The sequence below is a fragment of the Mesorhizobium sp. CNPSo 4684 genome, assembly GCF_057784315.1.
In genome coordinates this window covers 1-15,736 of record NZ_JBWLUX010000048.1, presented here as the reverse complement: position 1 = coordinate 15,736, position 15,736 = coordinate 1, and the positions used below count along the sequence as shown (strand labels likewise).

Here is a 15,736-nt window from a genome sequence, read left to right as displayed (position 1 = left end):
ATCGGTTCGGTTGCATTTCGGGCATGCGACCGATGAGTGAGGTCTGCGCTCACGGCGCCCATCCTCCTTCTCCTTGTCCGTCATGACTTCCGCCTCGAACTGACAACCACAATTAAGGCACTGATATTTTCTCGTCTCACTCATAGTTGATTCCAGCATGCTCTACAAACTCGGCCCATAACGCCTCGGCGACCTGCTGATGCGTCTGTTTCGAATCCCCGCGTCTGAAACTGTCCATTGAAAGATACATGTTGTAGTCGTCGGCTTCGACACTGATCCTGCCATGGAAGCTATTGCCCGCCGCATGGTGCTCAAACGCATAGCTGATATCGCCTAATCCTCGTCGCCCCTTGGTGTTTTGCACCGTGATAGCTGCTTCCGCGCTGCTCTTACCTCTATTGACCACGAGACAAGTGAAAGTCGTAGCGTCCATGCGCTCAAACTTCGCTTTAAGAATGCCCTCACCTACCTCATTCAATTCCTGGCATGAGTTTTCAAAATAAGTTTGAATTACTTCGAAGGCTTGGTCCGCAAACTCAGTTCTTTGGATTGAATCGAAGTCTTGCTTGATTTTCGGGCGGCGCGCTGTAGCGGAGGAAGATCTTTTACCTTCGTTTCCGCTCGGCTCGGTTTTCGCGATGTCATCGATGACGCTCCTCAGACCCGTAACGACATGCATGTATGCAATGTTTTGGTTGGTGAACTCGGAAATGGCCCTGCCATCCTTAGGCAAGGCTTTGTATTCAGAGAAGGGCGAACTTAGCCAATCGCACGGCTCAAGGATAATCGGGACGATTCTGATTGCTCCCCTAGCGGCCAGTTCTTGCGCCAGTTGAAATTCCTTCTCGTAGCAATATTCGGAAGCGAGATAGTCGGGGCTAAGCAGCGCCAAAAACAGTGCGCTGCTATCAAGACTACCCGAAATTTGATCGCCAAACTTCTGACCCGGCAGTATCTTGTTGTCCGACCAGTCATCGAGACCTTCGCGGCGAAGCATGGCAAGATGCTTGTGGAGGCGCTCCAGCGCTTTTTCGTCGGCGTGAGAATATGATATAAACGCTTGAATTGTCATAGTAATATATCGCGCTCCCCAAATTACAAAAGCAAGTCTCGGCGCTAGTTGCTGACCGTTATTAACAGGAAACCCAACCCCATGACCATAATCCAACGCGCCTCGGCGCGACCGCACAGACTCGCCCCTACTTAACGGACGAAGTGCCCCGCGCTACGAAGCCTCGCGAGCAAGGTTATGGCTGTGCTGTGATAATCAACGTGCGCTTGCTCGCTAAGTGGTGACGCGTACCAGGCGGTCAGTTCTGCCACCAAAGCGGCAGTGTTGTCGCCATCTACCAACGCGCACCGAAGCTGCCCGTCTTTGCCCATTACAATTATCGCCGTGCCGGTTGTGCCGTCCCCGATCGCCGCCATCCTCTGAACGTCTACGTCACCGTCAATGCGGACGTCGAATAGAACATCTCCGTCGGTTTTCTCTGCGGCGTCAGCCACCCGATCACGAAACGGCTGATTCATACCGTCTGGATTGGCGAGCGTCTGCTCAAACAACGCCAATTCGACATGCCCCGCGACCATAGCGGTGACTATGGGGGTGCCGGCGCAATCAGCAATCCTCCCGCGACCCTTTCTCACAAGGAATTTCCAAATGACAAACAAACGCGCCTCGGCACGCGGCCAACTAGCCGCAGCCCACGCACACATGACTCCGGACGCAATCGCCGATCACGCTCTAAGAATGGCCGACGAGTTGGAGGCACTGGCGCGGATCCTGACCAGCCAGAACGGCATCGTCACCGCGGTTGCCGACACGCTGCGCAACCAAAGCACAACCCTCCGCTCCATCAACGCCATGTATCGCGCCGGCCGCAAGCGTGAGGCGCGCGAACTGCTCGCCACGGCGGCGGCTGTTCCCGATCTGGAGACCATGCCGCTAGCCGTGTTCTCGCCGGAGTGGTCGACGGCGTTGTTTAACCCAGGCGATGCGCGGGAGGCGTGCCTCTGATGGCTGACGAAGTCGTCATTACCGAACTCACCATCGATGCCAGGCAGGCCGAGGTCGGGTCAGCAACTTACGTCAAGGCGATGAAGGCTGCACAAAGCGCCGTCGATAGGGTGATCGACCAGGCGAACGCCGCGAACGTTGCGATGGAAAAGCAGTCAACCGTCATGACGGGCACCGCCGGCTCGATCTCATCGACCGCAAAGGCGTGGGACCGTTTGAAGGCGTCCGCAGACCCAGCATTTCGCGCGACCAGAGACATGGAGCGCGCACTCCTTACCGCCGATGCTGCTTCGCGCAAGCTCGGCATTGATGAGGCTGAAAGGGCGAGAGTTCTAGATCTTGTCAGGCAGAAGACCGACGCCGTTTCCGCCTCTACGCGGGCCGGAACAGCCCACATCGCCAGCGTCGGCGCCGCCTCACGACTTACGTCTTACCAGATGCAGAACCTCTCGAGGCAGGGCAACGACGTCATCACGATGTTTGCGCTCGGCGCACCGCCGATGCAGATTTTCGCAAGCCAGGCGGGGCAGATTTTTGATGCGCTGGAAAGCGGCCCTGCGGGTGCTCTTGGCTCACTGAAGGCGGTAGGCGCGGGCATCCTCAGCTTCGTGTCGACGCCGCTTGGCGGTGTAGTCGCTGCTGCAGGTCTCGCTGGTGTTGCTATCGGCGCCTATGCCTTGGCCGCGCGCCAAGACATCAAGTCCGCCGACGAGGTTCTGGAGGGTCACAAAAAGCTGATAGACGACATTGCCAAGGCTTATCCCGCGGCGGCAGCTGCGGCAAAGAAGTACGAACTCCAGGCGTCACAGATGCCTAAGTCGGTGATCGCTGCTGATACAGCCGACAACGTTGCAGATGCCCGCAAGACGCTCGATTCCTTGATGACCAACATGCGTCGCCAGATGGACTTGCTGGACACCGGCGATGGTGACTTCGCCAGGATCGGCAAGGCAGGGCTTGAGAAATTTGCCGAGCTTTCCAAGGAACTCAAAAGTGGCGCGATCAATGCTGTTGATCTGCAGAGCGAGCTTGGCAGAATTCGCCTAGACCCGACACTGTCGAAGAGTGCGCACGAATTCGCGAAAGGTCTGCAGGACACCGCAGAGCAGGCTGCAAAGGTGGCGGGGGCAATCCCCGCGGATCTCGAAGCCAAGGGTATTGCCGTTGACAATCTGAAAGCCACCAAATCGTTGGCGGAAGTCGCTGCCGGCTTCAAGGATATCAACAGCAATGCTGGCACCGCAGACGCCACAATCGCAAAGCTGTTCGGCACAATCGACAGCGGCGGCGCTGATGGTTTCGGCGTCACTCGTTCTTTTGGCGGCTCCTTCCAAGGAGTTGTCGGCCAGTTCGAACAAGCTGGCCAGGCCATCCAGAATATGCGTCGTGAGCAAGCAGCAAGCATGCTCGATCTGACGAAGCAGTTCCGCGACACGACATCAGAGATCGATACACTGAAAGACGCTATCGCTACCGCGGGCAGCGAGGAGAATATCACTGCATTCTTCGGAGATGTTCGCAACATCGATGGCGCCAACGCAGCGCTCGGCAATACCGTAGGCATCATCAACAGGCTCTTCGATGCTCTGAGCACCGGCAACGCCAAGGCTAGTGATGTTGCATCAGGCGTCGACTTACTGCGCCAGACGCTCGTTCAGGGTGGCCTTGGCGTCGAGGCCGTAGACAAGTTCATCAACAGCCTGGTCCGCGCGCGCATGATGTTGGACACCGACACCGGTGCGGTGCATCAGTTAGGCGCGGCGATCAACGCTCTAAAGGACCGGACAATCACAGTTACAGTTGTAACGCGCCAGGTCGGAACCGGCACACAGTCGACTTACGATGTGCCGAAGTCATCAGGTGGCGGCACTGCCGGCGTAGGCGTCACTCGCTACTCGTCTAACGGCCCTGCGGTCTCATCGACACCAATCTTCAACACCTCCACCAACTCGTGGGGCTACACGCAGCCAAAGACCTACCAGGATCCGTACATACTGTCGCTCGTTGCCGCCAAGTATCCGCAGCGTGCGGCCGGCGGCCCAATCTCGGCCAACTCGCCTTATTGGGTTGGTGAAAAGGGTCCGGAACTGGTCCTACCGCAATCGGCGGGGACGGTCATTCCGCATGCGCAATCGATGGCGCTCGCCACGACGTCGCAGACCACGGCAGATCAAGACAAGCTTACCGCGGCGATTACCGATACCGCGGTGAACACCAAGAAGACGGCCCAACTGCTTGATGACATCAAGACCACTGGATCTGCCTCCTTTAGTGGTGGCTCGTCGTCTGGTGGTGGCTCATCTGCATCGGGGGGCACAGAGCGCGACCCGAAATATGCTGCTTACTTGAAGGCTCTAGCGGCGGCCAGGTCCAATTACGCCGTGATCGGCGGACGTCAGCCGATCGGCTACGGGATGGATGCCCTGGCAGCCACACCGGAACAGATAGCCCATCGGCAAGTCTACGGCTTCGCGACGGGCGGCATGATTGGCGGCGATTCCCGCGATAGTCAGAAGGTCGAGTTCTTCAAGCGCCCATCTGAAAAGATCATCATCGCCGACAACGATCAGATTAGCGATCAGCGCAGCGGCTCGGGATCGGCCGGCGGCGCCAGCCAGAGGCCGATCGCCTTCAGCCAGACCAACAACTGGAAAGGCAATGAACCTCCTTCCAAGGACAGCCTGGCTGCGGTTCGTCGCGCAACGGCGCTCGGAATCCAGGACGCATTGAGGTCCATCAATGGTAGATAATGCAGCGGCCAAGCTGGCCTTCGCGCTATCCGCTGGCGTCGTGTTGGCGCTGGCGTGGTGGCCGGCGTCAGATGTCGCGAGGATAGTCTCTGAGGGAACTGAAATCGCCAGCTTGTAGCCGGTTGCGACGCTCGTTTCGGGCGGCCAATCCATCATGCAGGACATACAGCAGCCCTTCGGCATCAGGTAGCAGAGGGATTGTGTGTTCGTAGCCCGTCTTGCTATCGAGGAAATGCAAGGAAATGAGGTTTAGGACATCGGCGAGTGCCTCTAGGGCCGCGTCGACTTTTAGCCTAGTCGCATCCTTGAGCGGCTTCGCCAACGGGTTCAGCCGATGCTCAAGGTTGTTGTGGCCGATCCTGTTGTTGCGCCAGTCGCGGCAAAATTCTTCGGCTTTCAACGCCAGACCAACCTTCGCCCTAACAGTGTCGGCGACCGTAGCGTCGGGAATGAGATCGGCGAGGCACTGCACCGTAAGCGTTTTGTGGCCAAAGATGATCGGCCTGTCAGTCATCCTCGAAATCGAGAGCAAGACCTGATCGAAGAGGCTGTCCTGCACAACACGGAAGAAAGGGCCGGCCGCTTCGTTCAGAAGATCGACGCGCGATTCCTTGGTCCCAAACAGAATCTTGTATTGGGCCCAAACGAGGTAAATACCGCCGAGTTCCTGATCAAGTTCGGCGTAGATCGCGCCCAGTTCTGGACCCATGATCCGCTCGTAGGCGGCGCGGGCCTCGGCAACGCTTCGTTCCGTCATCGATGTTCCCTTTCAGGATTGATTTGGGCTTCCGCAAATCTTGAATCGAGATTTGCCTGGCGCGCAAGCCAAGCTTGCCATCACAATCGATATCAGGAAAATAATCCTCCCGTTGCGGCGCCGACTGGGCGGGAATTGCTTGGCGGTCTTTGGCGGCCAACACGGGCTTAGAGGTCCGAGCCAGTCGGCCAGTCGCTAGTGTCGATCGGCATCAGGAATTCGAAGTCGTTGAGCCTGTCCTCACCGTCGATCCGATAGACAAGACCATTCTTACCGACCTGGACGATCAGGGGCAGGAAGTCTTCTGAGTGGACAGCCCACCAATAGCCCTCATGGATCGTGGCCGGATCCACAGCGTATTCCGGGTCAAGCAATTCCTCTTCGGTCAGATTCCCCCTCTGCGGCCAGCCGCGAGTATCTATATGCTGGAGCATGTCGAATTCGCCGATATGGTAGGGCCAGTCGTCACACAGACGTGACGCTTCCTTGCCATGTACATCGATGATTTCGGGCTGGCCGTTGTCTTCCGGGTGCAGGCTGATCGCCCACCAGTAACCGCTTTGCATGAATTCCTCCATGACATAGGACCTAACGCCGATTGCGAGCGGCGAGCCTGGTTGATTGTGAGGGAGTTGTGTTGGGCAGCCGTGCTGCTCGTTGTCTACGACGTAAGGGCTCCCCCATCGTCGGTTATCACGCGGCTAATTTCAAAGGTGCCCGGCGCCGGTTCTTCTCGAGGCACCGTGGAAAAATGATCCATCCCGCAAAGGGCGTCAAGACGCTGCTAATATGTGTGGTCACCTAACAGTGGACGAAGTAGCGCAACGGCTGAATTTGAGTTGCGAAAAACGCAACTTCCCGCCAATGATAGTGTGGCTAAAGTTGGCTACGGGAGGTAGCGCTAACTACCTCCCGCCTGCCCGTGCCAGCCGGGAAGAAGGGTTTGCGGCGCTTTCTCAGGGGTGAGGACGCCGCAGACCCGACCCAGCACCCTCTAATCTACAAGCAAACCGAATCCCACGCCCGCTGTGGCTGCCTTTACCCACAAGGTTTTTGTTCTTTTTTCGTTCTTATCAGCCTACGCCTTATCGACAAGCGGCGTTTTCCGCTTTGGCGCCACATAGCTCTCAACCAAACGAACGTGCTCGATGTCGACCGTCACCAGCGGCCGGAGGCTGATGGTCACCTTGTCGCCATCGATGCGCGTGACGTGGCCGGTTAGCTCCATGTGCTGGCCGATGACAGCCTTCGAAGTCGAATCGAGAACCGAATGCGGGAAGTTATAGGACGGGATCGTCACGCTGATGTGATCGGGCGTCACCCGGCCGCGCACCACGGCTGTGACCGCGACCTCATCGCCTACTTTGAAACTACCCCGAGCCATGCTCAAGATTCTGGCGCGGTCCGTCGCTTAGTCAAGCGGTTGCTAATATAGACATATGCGGGTGACCCACCGAGCGGCCCGACAGAGTCCGTTGGGGTGAATTCGACTTCCGCCGGGCCTAACCGACTCAGTGGCAGGCGAGCCGGCTAATGCCACCTTAATATTAGCAACTCTGCAACAGAACCCGGCGCGGACGTTGTCCCCCGTTGATGGCCCGCAACCTTTAAACCCCGTCAGGGCGAGCAACCGAGCTGTAGGGCAAAAGCCGGCGCAGTTCCCCCAACGCCAAACTGCACCGGCCAAGCGAGCCAAGAAACGCCGCTCTGAATTTATCTTATCGCGTATTAGCAATCTCTCAAGCAAGACTGTGGTCCCAATGCCGATGGGCACAAAGGTGCAAGGTACGCCATGAAGGAATAGCCGGTGCGGCCCGGGGCTATCGTTGGGGGTGCAGGCCGCAGGAGGCCCGGCGCCCTCCTTTTGACGCTGAACAAACCAGCGAGCGCCGAGCCTTTACCGGCAGCGCTTTGAGGGAAGCGCGCCGAGTAGTGAGTGTACCGCTCTCGCTAGAGTTGTGGGAATACAGCCTTTTGGACGATGATCGGCAGCGAACGCTGGTGCAGATGCGGGGGCGCAAGGCCTTAGGCAGGGAGGCGCCGGCCATGGCGGAAAATGGGGTCCGCCGCGGATCACAATAGCTGAGTCTGACGTGACGTCATGTGTGGCCTAGCCCGCCAGCGCACGGCCGACCGCGATGCCAATTCCAATCGCTAATCCCGTCGCGAGCTTTCCGCCAAGATCAACGGCAAACGCACTGACTGAGCCGCGCCAATCTCTGCGGGGCGCCAAGGCCCTGGCGAGCTCATCGAAGGTACGGTCGTGTTTCACGGTGCCATCCTGCCTTTAGCCAGATGACGTATTGATCCACAAAATAACCGTGGAGTCCATAGCGGACAGCAGAAGTTTTGGAAAGTGTGGCACTAAAGCAGATTAGGCGTTTTCGCCTAGTTGTACTTGCTAAAGTAGGCGTCTTCGCATTTTTCTAGCTTGTACTTCTGAAGACTTGTCGAAACGCCATAAAGGCGTACTGTGTTGGTAGCGCGTCGGATCGGGCGCGCTGGTTTCGGCGAACCGAACTCGACGCTTCGAGTTCAGAGCGCGCCCTGACGTGATAATAGGGGCGCGCTTTTCTACGTCTGCAGTTTTACGCCGGTTCCATTGATGAACTCGACGCCCGCCGTCTCGAGTGCAGCGCGGATGGCGGCGAGATTATTCTTGCCTGGCACGCGACGCCCCTTTTCGAAGTCGATGATGACTCCGCGCGAAACAGCCGCGGCTGAAGCCAACGCGTTCTGATCCAGATTTAACAGCGCGCGTGCCGCCCTACACTGTTCTGGCGAAAGCGACTTTATGTCCAACGTTGGATTCCTTGTTGACATTGAAATTGACGTTGGACATTATGTCCAACATTGGACTCAAAGGCAACAAGGAGAGCAGCATGGACGCGCAGAAGATTAACGGCATGGCATTAGACGTCGAAAAGCACCTCACCACGGCCCGCAGCATGGTGCGCGCAATCATGATGTCGTCGGGGGAAATCACGCACGACGAGCGCGATAATCTTATGCTGACCAACCTAACATTCGCCATCGGCGATCAACTCGATGCAATTGCTAAGGTGCTTGGTCTACCCGCCTAACCGCACCCGCAAACCACAAGACCTCGCCTCGCGCTGGGTTCTTTCTTACCGCCCGCAATCGGGCGTTCACGTGTGCGTTGAGGAGAACAGCATGAGCCGCACCGCTGCCAATGATAATACGCATGCAGCACTATTATGGACATCGAAACAGACTGCAGCGGCGTTGGGCATCACAACCAAAACCCTGCTTGCCCACGTAACTTCGGGAGAGCTTCCTTACGTCCCGTCGGGCCGCGGTGTGGTGCGCCCCCGGATGAGTTTCATACCAGACGACGTGATCAGATTCATCGAATTGAGGAGGACACGTAATTGTCCGTCTACAAACCCAAAAACAGCCCGTTCTACCAATATGACTTCCAACTCGCAGGGCAGCGGTTTCATGGCTCTACGGGCAGCAAAAATGAGCGCGACGCACGCGGAATAGAGCGGGACCATCGCGCAAAGGCCAAAGCTGCTGTTCAGGCTGCCCGTGCCGCTAAGGGCGGCCCGCTGACAATGGATGATGCAGCCGCCCGTTACTGGCTTGAGGTTGGACAACGCCACGCCAACTCAAAAACGACGTGGACGGATCTCGGTCGCTTGGTCGACTACTTCGGCCCCGGCAAGCTCTTTGTGGAAATCACTGACGATGACGTCTCGAAGCTAGTTCAGTGGCGCGGCGCTCAAACCGCCTGGGGCAAGTCGGAAACGCAGGATGGCAAACCAATGCGGTTGGTCTCATCTGCCACCGTAAACCGATCCACCACGTTGGTCTTGAAGAAGATGTTTACTAGGGCGAAGCGCACATGGCGCCACACCTTCCCTGCCGAACCCGTGTGGCGCGATCATTTTCTGGCCGAGCCGCGAGAGCGTGTTCGAGAACTGCACACCGGAGAAAGCGCTGCGCTTCGGCTAGCCACCCGATCAGACTATACCCCTGTCTTTGAATTCGAACGCGCTAGCGGTCTGCGTCTGGATGAGTGCCTGCTACGCTGGAGCGAAGTCGATTTTGAGACCGGCTGGATTGTCACGACAGGCAAAGGTGGTCGCATGGTCAAAACCGCCCTCACCTCTGCCGTACGGGCCATCCTGCTTCCGTTGTGTGGTCATCACAAGGAATGGGTGTTCACCTACCAAGCGAAGCGGGCACGCAAGGCCGATGCTTCTTACAAAGGCGACGGCGAGGCGCGCATCAAAGGCCAACGCTATCCGATTACCTACAGTGGCCTGACCTCACAGTGGAAGCGGATCCGGAAGGCTGCTGGCGTTAAGGACTTCCGCTTTCATGACTTCCGGCACGACCTCGCCACCAAGCTCTTGCGGGCGACGGGCAATCTGAAGATGGTGCAGAAGGCACTATCCCATGCCGACATCAAGACGACGACTCGGTATGCACATGTGCTTGACGAAGAGGTCGCGAATGCAATGGAGTTGCTGCAAAACTCTGCAGCGAAGTCCCGAACTAAGTCCCGAACCCGAAAACCGAAAACTGCGTAACGCAATGTGTCTAAACAACAATTTGCGTTGCGCCCTATTTCCTGGGGGTCAAGGGGTCGTCGGTTCGAATCCGGCCACTCCGACCAAACAACACAGGCGTTTAGCTGCTTCCCCAAGTGGCCACGCGATTTCTCAGCCGCATTACAGCCACTCGCAAAATCCTACGGCGTCACGCCGGCGTGTCGCTCCAGGAAAGGCTCGATGGGGCCTGTAAGAAGAGCAGCCTCCTGCTTGATCTTCTCGTCGCTCCATTCCCACCACCGGATCGCCAGCAATTTCGCAATGACGTCCTCCGAAAACCGATAGCGGATAAGCCTGGCCGGAACCCCGCCGACGATCGCATATGGCGGCACATCCTTGGTGACAACGGCGCCGGCCGCAACGATGGCGCCATCGGCAATGTGGACGCCTGGCATGATCATCGCATGACGGCCGATCCAGACATCGTTGGCGATGGCAATGCCGACGGGTTTGCCGCCATGCGCATTGGGATCGGTCGAGTCCATCATGCGGCTGTGGATCGGAAATGTGGTTGCAGCCCAAGGCACGTGGCTTCCCCCGGAACATTCAAAGCTGACGTTGCCGGCGACTGAACAGAACGCCCCGATGGTCAGCGGAGTGGCTGCAGACGCTCCAAGCACCTTCTTCCGGCTCACTCCATAGGTGTGACGTCCGAGGGTTACGCTTGAGGGCAGCTTGGATCGAAACGGATTCTTCATGCGGAGCCACCCCGTCACGGTGATCTCCTGAGCTTCTGGCGCAAGAGATCCGCGGGAGTTCGCCACAGACGATATCGACCGGCTTTTGCAACCTGCTGGCCGACTGGCACCTTGCCACAAGCGTTAAAGAACGCATGAACACGCGGCTCAGCAAACTGCTTTTTGCCTCGGGTGTTGTAGTGTCGGATCGGCAGGCCATGAGGGCTGATGGTTCGGCCGTTTTGAGAAAGGGCTACCCCGAGGCAGAACTGTTCCGGCGCCCACGTGTCGGTCACCTCATAAACGGCCTTGATAGCTGCGAAGGCGTCCACCATGGCACTGAGGTTGTCGCGGTGGATTCCTACGATTCCACTGTTCCACATCGGTTCCTGGCCGCTCAGGATCTGGCCACCGACGCTGATGTTCTTGCCCGGCAGCGCGCTCTGATAGATGCGATGCGGCCCTTCGCACAGGCGCATAAAGGAATGGGTCGCGGAGATCGAGCGGAAGCCTTTCGACGGGTCCCCCACCGGGTACATGTCGGTGTCCATGAAAAGGAGCCGATTTGCTCGCTGCAAAAGCTCACGCATAGCACCGGCCTTGATGCCGAAATGGTAGCTTCCTCCGAAAGACCACTGCTCTTTCTGCTCAGCCGTTATGAGCATTGTCTCAACAGGATAGGCGCGAAAGAGTTCAATCCTGTCAGTTGCGACGACTATTCTAGCGGTCGGGCAATGGTGCAAAAGCTTGAGGGCGCTGAGTAGCGCACCGCGATGGTAAAGCTCGTTCTCACCATAGGCGATGTAACCAAAAACGTCGTTCATTCCATCACGTATAGTGAGTCGCCCAATCTTCTACCAGCCGCTCGGCTCACTACTGGCACACATCAACCCATTCGGCGCCGACAATCTGTGCCATGCGCTGCGGGCTGAGCCGTACGGCGGCGTTGGTGGCGCCGGCCGCGGGGACGACTTCATCGAAGGCACGCAGCGAGACGTCGGCATAGACCGGCAGCGGCGCCGGCAGGCCGAATGGACAGACGCCGCCGACAGGATGGCTTGTGGCGGCGACAACCTCATTGGCGTCAAGCATGCGCGGCTTGCCGCCGAAGCGGTCCTTGAATTTGCGGTTGTCGAGCCTCGACATGCCGCCGGCCACGATCAGCATGGTCTGCTCGCCGACGCGCAGGCAGATGGTCTTGGCGATCTGCGCCGGCTCCACGCCATGCGCCGCCGCTGCCAGCGCCACCGTCGCCGAACTGGTTTCGGTGACGAGCACTTCGACATCGGGCGCATGGGCAGCCAGAAAGGCACGCACGGTCTCAAGGCTCATTCCGGTGTTTCTCCTCCATTCGATCCGGCGGGCAACAGACACTTGCTTTCGCAATTCCCAAGGGAAAGCGCTACGCGCTTTTCCTGGAATTGCTCTGGTTTCCTGGAATTACTCTGGCCACTCGAACATGAAAAAGCCCGCCAGGGCAAACCATGGCGGGCTTGTTGAACGACGCTTGGCGTCGCTGTTATGAAACGGACCGATTTTCCACAGGCGCCGTCGGCACCGGGGTATCGATCAGGGCCGTTTCCGGCAATTGCAATGCTGCGGCGATCCGGCGAAGTTTCGACGGATCGGTGTCCTTGCCGCTCTCTATGTCGGCAATCTCGCTGGTCGACAGACCGCAGGTCAGGGAAAGCTCTTCAATACTGTATCCCTTTGTTTCCCGGATGGCTTTAAGGCCTGGGTGCTCAAGCGCAACATCGGCAGCCAGCCTGGAGAAGGGTTCGTGTTTTGCATTTTGGGGCATTGGCAACTCCATGGGGCTAAAGAGTTTTGGATCAAATGATAGGGTGTTGCCTGAGAGCCGGGACAATGCCCGCTCAAGCGCGATTTGCCAAGACCCAAACCGACCGTCACGGCATCGTGAACCGGCGTCAAAAACCGTCTGCCATCTGGCAGGCCGCGATCAAGTTCTTTTGAAGGACCGCACGCCGAAGTGTTCAGCGGTTGAGGGCCGCTCGCGCGTTAGCATGATGTCGCTGGCAACCGCATCGGACCAGCTTTCCCCAAGAGGATCAGACCCATGACACTGAAGACATCAGCCATCGTGCTCGCCACGATCTCAGGCCTCGCCGGCGCCAGCCTGGTCGAGGCACAAGCCGCCGACGCGGTGCGCATTCGCGGCACCGTTGCCGCCTTTGCCGGATCGACGCTGACGGTGGAGACCCGTGAAGGCGCCACCGACGCCATCGCGCTGGCTGACGGCTGGAAGATTTCCGGCGTCGCCAAGGCCGAGGCCGGGGATATCAAGCAAGGCGATTTCCTCGGAATTGCCTCGGTTTCAAAGGCCGATGGCGGCAGCGGCGCGCTGGAGGTGGTGATCTTCCCGGCGGCGCTCAAAGGCACCGGCGAAGGCGACCGCCCGTGGGATCTCGAGCCCAACAGCCGGATGACCAACGGCACGGTCGCCGATGTCACCGAGATTGCGGGTCGCACGGTGACGCTCACCTACGACAATGGCCAGAAAAAGCAGATCGCGATCCCGCAGACGACACCGGTGGTGACCTTTGCGCCGGCCACACCGGTCGACCTTCAGCCGGGTGCCGTGGTGTTCGTCAACGCCGAGCGTGGCAGCGACGGCACGCTGACTGCAGGCCGGGTCGTGGTCGGCAACAACGGCGTCGTTCCGCCGATGTGAAAGCGGTTGCTGCCCCCGCGAAGGCGCCAGACACAATCCAGAAACAAAATTCTACAGTCGGGAAAAACTGTCGAAAAATTCGGAAGCGATAGTCACGGCTGCGGGGTTCACGTCACCGATCTTGCTCGGTGGCGGTCAAATTCAGCCCGCGCAGAAAAGGAAACGAAGTCATGAAGAAGTCCCTCCTGTCGGCTCTCGGGCTGGCTTTCGCCCTTGCTGTCTCGCTGCCGATCATCGGCGCCAGCAGCGCGGACGCAGCTCCGATGGCGAAGAAGCATCACCACCACCATCATCATCACTACAAGCATCACAAGAGGCATCACCGCCACCACCATCACCACAAGAAGGTGGAAGCCAAGAAGGCCTGAGCCGGCTGACTTGCGCGATGGGAAGGTTGGCCTTGGAGTCCTCGCCAAGGCCGCCTTCCCATTGGTTTTTGCCAGGCGAGACGTGGCGAGATGAAGACAGGGTTCGATGGCGCCCATGCGCCAGAGGGCGAGCAGCCAACGAACGTATCAGGCGCAAGGCCGAGGAGCACAGCGGTTGCGAGTATGCTGCAGGATGCCGCGAGTGTCTCAGTGCGTTGCCGAAAACCCGCTAGGATGGCGCCGCGAACGCGAGCACTATCGCGATCAAAATCAACAGCGGTCCCATCCATTTGAAATGCTTCGCGACCTGCAGCAACCACGGCTGCTGACCTGACCGAGCCTGAAAAGGACTTTGGAGCAGTCCAAAGCCAACGCCTGTCACCCACAGCCCAACGCAGAACATGATGAACTCGTCGATGTAATTTGCGACCACGCCCCGCCTCCTCCGCCGGTATCTTTGGATCGGCGTTATAGCCGCAGCCGGGTGGGGCAGAAAGCGCGGTGCCAAGATGGCGACAATGACTGCTGCCGCCACCTGACATGAGCCGGGGCGGACTCGGTCTTGGCCGGCCATTTTCGGCACACCGTGCGACCTTCGCATGGCATGCCGCGCGTCCATGCCAGCGCACGCCAAATGCATGATCGATGCCGGCCGTTCCCGCCAGGCGCCGGCTGTTGATGAAGGCTAAAAATCGCCTTGGCGAAAAAACACGAAGAAAATTCGAACCACGCATGAACCTTTGCTCTGGGAGCCGCACTAACCCGGCATGGACGCCAAGAAGGCGATCCCAACCAGAAGGACGCCATGATGGCGATCCTCGATCCAGAGAAGGAAATGCTCAAATGACCAACTTCAAGCGCATCACGCTCGCCGCGGCTTTCGTCGTCTCGGCTTTCGGTTCGGCTTCGGTTTCGACCTCGGCTTTCGCCGGCGGCACGCATCCCACTGGCGACGGCGGCGCGGTTTGCAAGGGCGCCGGCCATTGCCTGGTGCTCTCGATCGAGTGCAAGGGCACCTATACCGATGCCACTGACAAGAATGGCACGGTCTATGGCAAGTGCAGCCAGACCGCGCAGGTTTCGCCGCAGGGCAAGATCAAGCTCGCCAAGTAATCGGTCCCTGATCAAGGAAATGGCGGTCGTCCACGGGACAGCCGCCATTTTCTTTTGTGCGAGGCTTCTTTGTTTTTACGCAATTCCCAAGGGAAAGCGCTATGCGCTTTTCCCGGGAAAACCGCTCACACTTTTCCTGGAATTGCTCTAGCGCCGGCTGAGCAACAGGCTGGCGAGAAGGCCGACCACGACCAGACCCACGGCAGCCGCCGTCGCCGGATGATCGCGCGCCGTCTTTTCAATCGCCCTGCCCTGCTTCCTGATTGCGGGCATGGCATCGCTGATGCGGTCGGCAAGCTGCGCATAGTAGTCGGAGGCAGTATCGCGTCCGTCCTCGTAGTAAGCGCCGCCGCGTTTGGCGACAGCTTTCCTCAAAGCAGCAAGTTCCTTGGAAAGGGTCGCGACCTGCTTTTCAAGATCGAGATCGGAGAGGGTCGAAAGCGATGCCATGACTGTTTTTCCTTCTTTCAAGAGAAGGCCAAACGCACGGCTGCGGAACCGGTTCCGATTTTGCTTGCCTCTGGCAATTGCCTAGAGGTCTAGCTGTGGAGCCTCAACAGGTTGTCCTGGTTCGAGCCGAGGCGGCTGATTGGTGTTTTGGATTTTAGGCTGCCGTGCGGACGATGCCAATTGTATCTGTGGAGCCAGACTGGAAGCTCGGCTGCACGGCTGTCTGAGGTCGGATAGGCGACAGCATAGGCCCACTCACGTAGGGCGGTCTGAATGAAGCGTTCGGCCTTGCCGTTGGTCTTTGGCGTATATGGCTTTGTGCAGACGTGCTT

General features: G+C 58.4%; 20 protein-coding genes. 7 read left to right on the top strand and 13 right to left on the bottom strand.

All coding sequences use genetic code 11. The annotated features are described in order from the left end of the window. Positions 1-136: 136 nt before the first annotated feature. On the bottom strand, positions 137-1,072 hold the full coding sequence (locus AC04SG_RS30355; protein ID WP_488554035.1) for a toll/interleukin-1 receptor domain-containing protein: 936 nt from the start codon (positions 1,070-1,072) through the stop codon (positions 137-139). A 131-nt stretch (positions 1,073-1,203) separates the two neighbouring features. Further along, on the bottom strand, positions 1,204-1,590 hold the full coding sequence (locus tag AC04SG_RS30350) for a hypothetical protein (protein WP_488554056.1): 387 nt from the start codon (positions 1,588-1,590) through the stop codon (positions 1,204-1,206). 70 nt (positions 1,591-1,660) lie between these two features. Here AC04SG_RS30350 and AC04SG_RS30345 point away from each other — a divergent pair, with 70 nt between their 5' ends. Further along, positions 1,661-2,017: a hypothetical protein gene (locus tag AC04SG_RS30345; protein WP_488554034.1), complete on the top strand. Its 357-nt coding sequence runs from the start codon at positions 1,661-1,663 to the stop codon at positions 2,015-2,017. Continuing rightward, positions 2,017-4,767, top strand: coding sequence for a phage tail length tape measure family protein (locus tag AC04SG_RS30340; RefSeq protein ID WP_488554033.1), 2,751 nt, complete (start codon positions 2,017-2,019; stop codon positions 4,765-4,767). The genes AC04SG_RS30345 and AC04SG_RS30340 overlap by 1 nt, the downstream gene beginning before the upstream one ends. Positions 4,768-4,834: 67 nt before the next feature. Here AC04SG_RS30340 and AC04SG_RS30335 read toward each other — a convergent pair whose 3' ends face one another. The 4 genes from AC04SG_RS30335 to AC04SG_RS30320 all read right to left on the bottom strand — a co-directional run bounded on the left by AC04SG_RS30335 (position 4,835) and on the right by AC04SG_RS30320 (position 8,326). Further along, a complete protein-coding gene (locus tag AC04SG_RS30335) occupies positions 4,835-5,524 on the bottom strand; it encodes an AbiU2 domain-containing protein (protein ID WP_488554032.1) in 690 nt (229 codons plus the stop codon). 167 nt (positions 5,525-5,691) lie between these two features. Beyond that, the gene (locus AC04SG_RS30330; RefSeq protein ID WP_488554031.1) at positions 5,692-6,090 is read right to left on the bottom strand and encodes a hypothetical protein; all 399 of its coding nucleotides are present in this window, start codon (positions 6,088-6,090) and stop codon (positions 5,692-5,694) included. Positions 6,091-6,602: 512 nt separating this feature from the next. Beyond that, on the bottom strand, positions 6,603-6,908 hold the full coding sequence (locus AC04SG_RS30325; protein ID WP_488554030.1) for a hypothetical protein: 306 nt from the start codon (positions 6,906-6,908) through the stop codon (positions 6,603-6,605). A 1,190-nt stretch (positions 6,909-8,098) separates the two neighbouring features. Continuing rightward, complete coding sequence (locus tag AC04SG_RS30320; RefSeq protein WP_488554029.1) at positions 8,099-8,326, bottom strand: helix-turn-helix domain-containing protein; 228 nt, start codon at positions 8,324-8,326, stop codon at positions 8,099-8,101. 80 nt (positions 8,327-8,406) lie between these two features. Here AC04SG_RS30320 and AC04SG_RS30315 point away from each other — a divergent pair, with 80 nt between their 5' ends. Together AC04SG_RS30315 and AC04SG_RS30310 are read left to right on the top strand one after the other, a co-directional pair. After that, positions 8,407-8,607, top strand: coding sequence for a hypothetical protein (locus tag AC04SG_RS30315; RefSeq protein ID WP_488554028.1), 201 nt, complete (start codon positions 8,407-8,409; stop codon positions 8,605-8,607). 309 nt (positions 8,608-8,916) lie between these two features. Beyond that, positions 8,917-10,083, top strand: a complete 1,167-nt coding sequence (locus tag AC04SG_RS30310; RefSeq protein ID WP_488554027.1) for a tyrosine-type recombinase/integrase — start codon at positions 8,917-8,919, stop codon at positions 10,081-10,083. 161 nt (positions 10,084-10,244) lie between these two features. Here AC04SG_RS30310 and AC04SG_RS30305 read toward each other — a convergent pair whose 3' ends face one another. The 4 genes from AC04SG_RS30305 to AC04SG_RS30290 all read right to left on the bottom strand — a co-directional run bounded on the left by AC04SG_RS30305 (position 10,245) and on the right by AC04SG_RS30290 (position 12,582). Further along, positions 10,245-10,631 carry a CatB-related O-acetyltransferase gene (locus AC04SG_RS30305; RefSeq protein WP_488554026.1) on the bottom strand — a complete coding sequence of 129 codons (387 nt, stop codon included), beginning with the start codon at positions 10,629-10,631 and terminating at the stop codon, positions 10,245-10,247. A 185-nt stretch (positions 10,632-10,816) separates the two neighbouring features. Beyond that, on the bottom strand, positions 10,817-11,605 hold the full coding sequence (locus AC04SG_RS30300; protein WP_488554025.1) for a hypothetical protein: 789 nt from the start codon (positions 11,603-11,605) through the stop codon (positions 10,817-10,819). Between the two features lie 49 nt (positions 11,606-11,654). Further along, a complete protein-coding gene (locus AC04SG_RS30295; RefSeq protein ID WP_488554024.1) occupies positions 11,655-12,113 on the bottom strand; it encodes a YbaK/EbsC family protein in 459 nt (152 codons plus the stop codon). Positions 12,114-12,300: 187 nt separating this feature from the next. Beyond that, positions 12,301-12,582: a helix-turn-helix domain-containing protein gene (locus tag AC04SG_RS30290; RefSeq protein WP_488554023.1), complete on the bottom strand. Its 282-nt coding sequence runs from the start codon at positions 12,580-12,582 to the stop codon at positions 12,301-12,303. Between the two features lie 276 nt (positions 12,583-12,858). Between AC04SG_RS30290 and AC04SG_RS30285 the strand changes: the two genes are divergently transcribed. Continuing rightward, the gene (locus AC04SG_RS30285; RefSeq protein ID WP_488554022.1) at positions 12,859-13,473 is read left to right on the top strand and encodes a hypothetical protein; all 615 of its coding nucleotides are present in this window, start codon (positions 12,859-12,861) and stop codon (positions 13,471-13,473) included. Positions 13,474-13,643: 170 nt separating this feature from the next. Next, on the top strand, positions 13,644-13,841 hold the full coding sequence (locus AC04SG_RS30280; RefSeq protein ID WP_488554021.1) for a hypothetical protein: 198 nt from the start codon (positions 13,644-13,646) through the stop codon (positions 13,839-13,841). 229 nt (positions 13,842-14,070) lie between these two features. On the opposite strand, the gene AC04SG_RS30275 is transcribed toward AC04SG_RS30280, so the two are convergent. After that, a complete protein-coding gene (locus AC04SG_RS30275) occupies positions 14,071-14,274 on the bottom strand; it encodes a hypothetical protein (protein WP_477232894.1) in 204 nt (67 codons plus the stop codon). A gap of 410 nt (positions 14,275-14,684) precedes the next feature. On the opposite strand from AC04SG_RS30275, the gene AC04SG_RS30270 reads away from it, so the two are divergent. After that, positions 14,685-14,954 (top strand): hypothetical protein, encoded by a 270-nt coding sequence (locus AC04SG_RS30270; protein ID WP_112561333.1) that lies wholly within the window; start codon positions 14,685-14,687, stop codon positions 14,952-14,954. A 147-nt stretch (positions 14,955-15,101) separates the two neighbouring features. Here AC04SG_RS30270 and AC04SG_RS30265 read toward each other — a convergent pair whose 3' ends face one another. Then, a complete protein-coding gene (locus AC04SG_RS30265) occupies positions 15,102-15,404 on the bottom strand; it encodes a hypothetical protein (protein WP_488554020.1) in 303 nt (100 codons plus the stop codon). Between the two features lie 89 nt (positions 15,405-15,493). Then, positions 15,494-15,736, bottom strand: a 243-nt coding sequence (locus tag AC04SG_RS30260; RefSeq protein ID WP_488554019.1) for an integrase core domain-containing protein, incomplete at its 5' end; no start/stop codon positions are given.